This is a genomic window from Paenibacillus sp. 01L418, assembly GCF_056400045.1.
In genome coordinates this window covers 1-4173 of record NZ_JBFTSN010000507.1, presented here as the reverse complement: position 1 = coordinate 4173, position 4173 = coordinate 1, and the positions used below count along the sequence as shown (strand labels likewise).

The following is a 4173-nucleotide window of genomic DNA, read 5'->3' as shown; positions in this document are numbered from 1 at the left end:
CGAATGAGGTTAAACCAGATTATGATTATGCGGATGGCGTCCAGTTTGAGCTTCATAATCTGGAAGACGGAAAAACAGCTGCAACGGCTGTGCCCAATACCAAAGGCGATACAGAATTGACGATCTCGGCAACACGCCAAGGCGAAGCGATCACTGTTCAATTAGAGGGCAGCGGCAAAGCATTCTCGTTGGAACTGAAGGGGCTAGGTCCAATTCGTTCAGTTGAAGGGGTAAAAGCTGATGTGAAGGATACAGTTCTGCACATTGCCGCAGGCTCGAAGCAGCTGGCGTTTACGATTCATATCTAAACAAATAAGAGGCAGCTTCGTCCCAGCCGTATGCAGGCTAGGCCGAAGCTGCCCCTTTTATAGTGCCATTGTACGAGCATTGACCAAAATCGCATAAGAAAAGACTAATAATACAACTGGTTTTCGCATAGGACTGTCGATATAATAAAGATCAGAAAACAAAATCAAATACATCAAATAATAAATATAAGGGAGTGCAGCTCACATGTCACGAATGAATATTGGTTTGCAATTGTACACGTTAAGAGACGCTACCGCACAAGATTTTGAAGGCACGCTTCGCAAGGTTGCAGCAATGGGTTATGAGGGCGTAGAATTTGCAGGTTACGGTGATATCAAAGCTGAAGACATGCGCGACCTGCTTCAAGAATTGAATTTGAAAGCAATCGGCAGCCACGTCGGCTTGCATCTGCTTGAAGGCAATCTTGATGAGGAAATTGCTTATCTTCAAACCATTGGAGCTAAATATGCTATATGTCCTTGGTTGCCGGTAGATGCTCGTGATACAGAAGCATGGCGCGGACATCTCGTGAAATTTGAAGAGTATGGTAAGCGTTTCCGTGAAGCAGGCATTTCTTTTGCTTACCACAACCATGAATTTGAATTTGAAGTTGAAATCGACGGCCAAATCGTATTTGACGCTTTGTATGAGCGGATTGATCCGCAATATCTACAAGTTGAAATGGATATCGGCTGGGTACAATACTCCGGTGTAGATCCGCTTGCTTACATTGCAAAATATGCAGGACGTCTGCCACTTCTTCATTTGAAGGACTTCCGCGCTGGTGAGAAGGGTCAACAAATCGATACAGTAGAGCTTGGCCGTGGCGATTTGCCGCTTCTTCCTATTATTGATGCTGCCTCGAAAGCATCTGTAGAATGGATTATTGTTGAGCAGGACACTTGTGCGAATCCTCCGATTGAAGCTGTTGCAGAAAGCATGGAATGGTTGAAAACTAATTTTTTGAACAAATAATAATCTAATTAATAATAGATAGGGGAAAATATTCATGTCTAAAGTACGTGTAGCAGTTATAGGTTGTGGATCGATTTCGAAATACCGTCATATCCCGGAATATGCAGCTCATGAGAATGTTGAGCTTGTTGCATTCGTAGATCCAATTATCGAGCGCGCAGAACACTATGCGAATTTGCATGGCGGCAAAGCGTTTGCTGATTTCGAAACGATGCTTGCAGAAATCAAACCTGATGCAGTAAGCGTATGTACGCCAAATGCATTGCATGCTTCAATGTCAATTACTGCAGCTAATGCGGGCGCTCATGTTCTTGTTGAGAAACCAATGGCTGTAACAGATGAAGAAGCGGAAGCGATGATTGAAGCAGCTAAGAAAAACGGCGTTCACTTGATGGTTGGTCATAACCAACGCTTCATGCCGCCGCATGTTAAAGCGAAGCAAGTATTGCAGTCCGGCATTCTAGGCAAAGTACTTACATTCCGCACATCGTTTGGTCACCCTGGTCCAGATGGCTGGAGCATCGATGGCGCAGAAAGCTGGTTCTTCCGTAAGCCAGAAGCTATTATGGGCGCAATGGGCGATCTTGGCGTTCATAAATCCGATCTTATTCGCTGGATGCTTGACGACGAAGTTTCAGAAGTAGCTGGATTTGTTGGCACGCTTGATAAAGATACCGATGTTGATGATAACGCATCATGTTTGCTTCGTATGAAGAGCGGTGCAATCGGCACGCTTGTAGCAAGCTGGACTTACTATAAGGGTGAGGACAACAGCACTATTTTGTGGTGTGAGAACGGCGTTATGAAAATTGGTACGCATCCTGACGATCAAGTAATCGTGGAGCTGCGCAACGGCACAGTTGAGAAGCATAAAGTAGGCGCAATCTCGACTAACGATAAGCAAGAGACAAGCGGCGTAGTCAATGCTTTCTTGGAAAGCATTCTTACGAACACAACACCTGCTGTAAGCGGTGAAGATGGCCGTGCTTCTTTGAAAGTTATCTTGTGTGCATTTGAGTCACAAGCAACAGGTAAATTCATTAGCGTAAACTAAGTAATGTACAGGAATGCCTTCAACCGACGTGCGCAAGCCGTGAGGTTGGAGGTATTCTTTTTTGCACACTATCTTGCATTGTAGAATAGCATGTGGTAAATTATACAAAAGACGGAATTGCTGTACAGTGCTATACTGTATTGATTAATAGTAAGTTATGCTTAGTATCTTTCCACATACAGTACCGAAGAATTAGAACTTCAATGATGGAGGACACGAAATGAACATTCAATTTAAAAAGGGCGTGCTTGAAATATGCGTTCTTGTGCTTGCGACAAGGGGAGATCGATACGGCTATGAGCTGGCTGTTAAAATTTCCGAAAAGTTTGAAGTTGCAGTCGGAAGCGTCTATCCATTACTAAGCAGATTGACACAGGACGGCTATTTCTCAACCTATTTGAAGGAATCAACTGAAGGCCCGCCTCGGAAATATTATCAATTAACAGCAGAGGGCTGGAGTCATATGCGCAAATTAATTGCAGAATGGGAAAGTTTCACGCAATCCGTAAATGAAATTGTAGAGGAAGGTTTAAGACCATGACGACAAGAGATCGATATATGTTGGAGCTTGAGAGCATGCTCAAAGTCATTCCAGAGCCGCAGCGGAAGGAATGGCTGTACGATTATTATCTTCATTTTCAGCAAGCGGTAGAGAATGGTCAAACCGAGGAGCAAGCAGCAAGCGAGCTGGGAGATCCAAGAATGATTGCGAACGAGATGCTGCTTGGATACCGAGTTAATCAGGCAGAGACGAACAAGGGCTTCGGAAAGCTCTCTAAGGCTGTATTTGCAACAGCAAGCCTTGGTTTATTCAATGTTATATTCGTTCTAGGCCCCTATCTGGCTCTGGCGTCGGTCATTGTTGCTTTATGGGCGTCAGCTTTGGGAATAGGCGTAGGCGGTATCGGAATCATGGTAGAGAGCTTATGGAATGGCACATTTACTATGCCACAGGCATTGACGATAGGCTTGATTACAAGCTCAATTACGATTTTACTCATCATCGGCTTAAAGGCACTTACAACTTCCTTCTATAAGATGACCTTAAAATATTTGAAATTCAACACAAGAATTGTAAAGGGGAATAACAAATGAAAAAACTAGCCGCATTCGCTTTAATTTTGCTTGGTATAGGAGTACTTTGCGCGTTTTTTGTATTCGATAAAGATGAACTTGTAACGAAATTTCAGGGCGAACCTTTTTTGCAGGAAAAAACGATTGATGCATCGTCCATTCGCTCGATCCATGCGGAGACGGATACGTTTAATATCACTTTCGTTCCCGGCACAGCAGATGATATTAAAGTGAGACTTGAAGGAGATGTAAGTGAAAAACTTGCTGGAGACGTCATCCTAACGGCAGCTCCTAAAGGGGATACGCTTAATATTGAGGCAAATACGAAGGATCGTTTTACATTCGGTATTTCTATCGTTAACTTGAAGCTGACGATTGAGGTGCCTGCTAAGCTATGGACCTCAGTTGATATCGAAACCGATACAGGAAACATTGTAGTGAATCAGATGGAAGCTGACAAAATGAAATTAAAATCAGAAACCGGCAATATAAAATTAACGAATTACACGGCTCAGGAGCTTGAATTAAAAACAGATACTGGAAACATTACTATTGCGGACGGAAAAGGCATCCTAAAAGCGGAATCTGAGACGGGAAATGTACGAGTTGAAACAGATGAATTGCGTAGCGATCTTACAATTAAGACGGATACCGGGAATATCGTCGTTAATGCAGATAAACAGCCTGCTTCGGCTTCTATTCGTATCAAGAAGGATACCGGAAACAGCAAGGTGGATTGGGATGGTTTCTCGGTTAACAAG

The 4173-nt window shown here is 43.4% G+C and carries 5 protein-coding genes and 1 pseudogene; all 6 read left to right on the top strand.

Features of this window, described 5'->3' with window-relative positions:
- A pseudogene (locus AC1DSE_RS31530) lies at positions 1-308 on the top strand (alpha-xylosidase); the annotation flags it as partial.
- Between the two features lie 205 nt (positions 309-513).
- Positions 514-1284 carry a sugar phosphate isomerase/epimerase family protein gene (locus AC1DSE_RS31525; RefSeq protein WP_339204504.1) on the top strand — a complete coding sequence of 257 codons (771 nt, stop codon included), beginning with the start codon at positions 514-516 and terminating at the stop codon, positions 1282-1284.
- Between the two features lie 34 nt (positions 1285-1318).
- On the top strand, positions 1319-2338 hold the full coding sequence (locus AC1DSE_RS31520; RefSeq protein ID WP_076267483.1) for a Gfo/Idh/MocA family protein: 1020 nt from the start codon (positions 1319-1321) through the stop codon (positions 2336-2338).
- 220 nt (positions 2339-2558) lie between these two features.
- Positions 2559-2879 (top strand): PadR family transcriptional regulator, encoded by a 321-nt coding sequence (locus AC1DSE_RS31515; protein WP_076267484.1) that lies wholly within the window; start codon positions 2559-2561, stop codon positions 2877-2879.
- Positions 2876-3433 (top strand): HAAS signaling domain-containing protein, encoded by a 558-nt coding sequence (locus AC1DSE_RS31510; protein WP_441876559.1) that lies wholly within the window; start codon positions 2876-2878, stop codon positions 3431-3433. The genes AC1DSE_RS31515 and AC1DSE_RS31510 overlap by 4 nt, the downstream gene beginning before the upstream one ends.
- The coding region (locus tag AC1DSE_RS31505) for a DUF4097 family beta strand repeat-containing protein (protein WP_477528779.1) at positions 3430-4173 on the top strand (744 nt) is incomplete at its 3' end. The genes AC1DSE_RS31510 and AC1DSE_RS31505, both read left to right, overlap by 4 nt.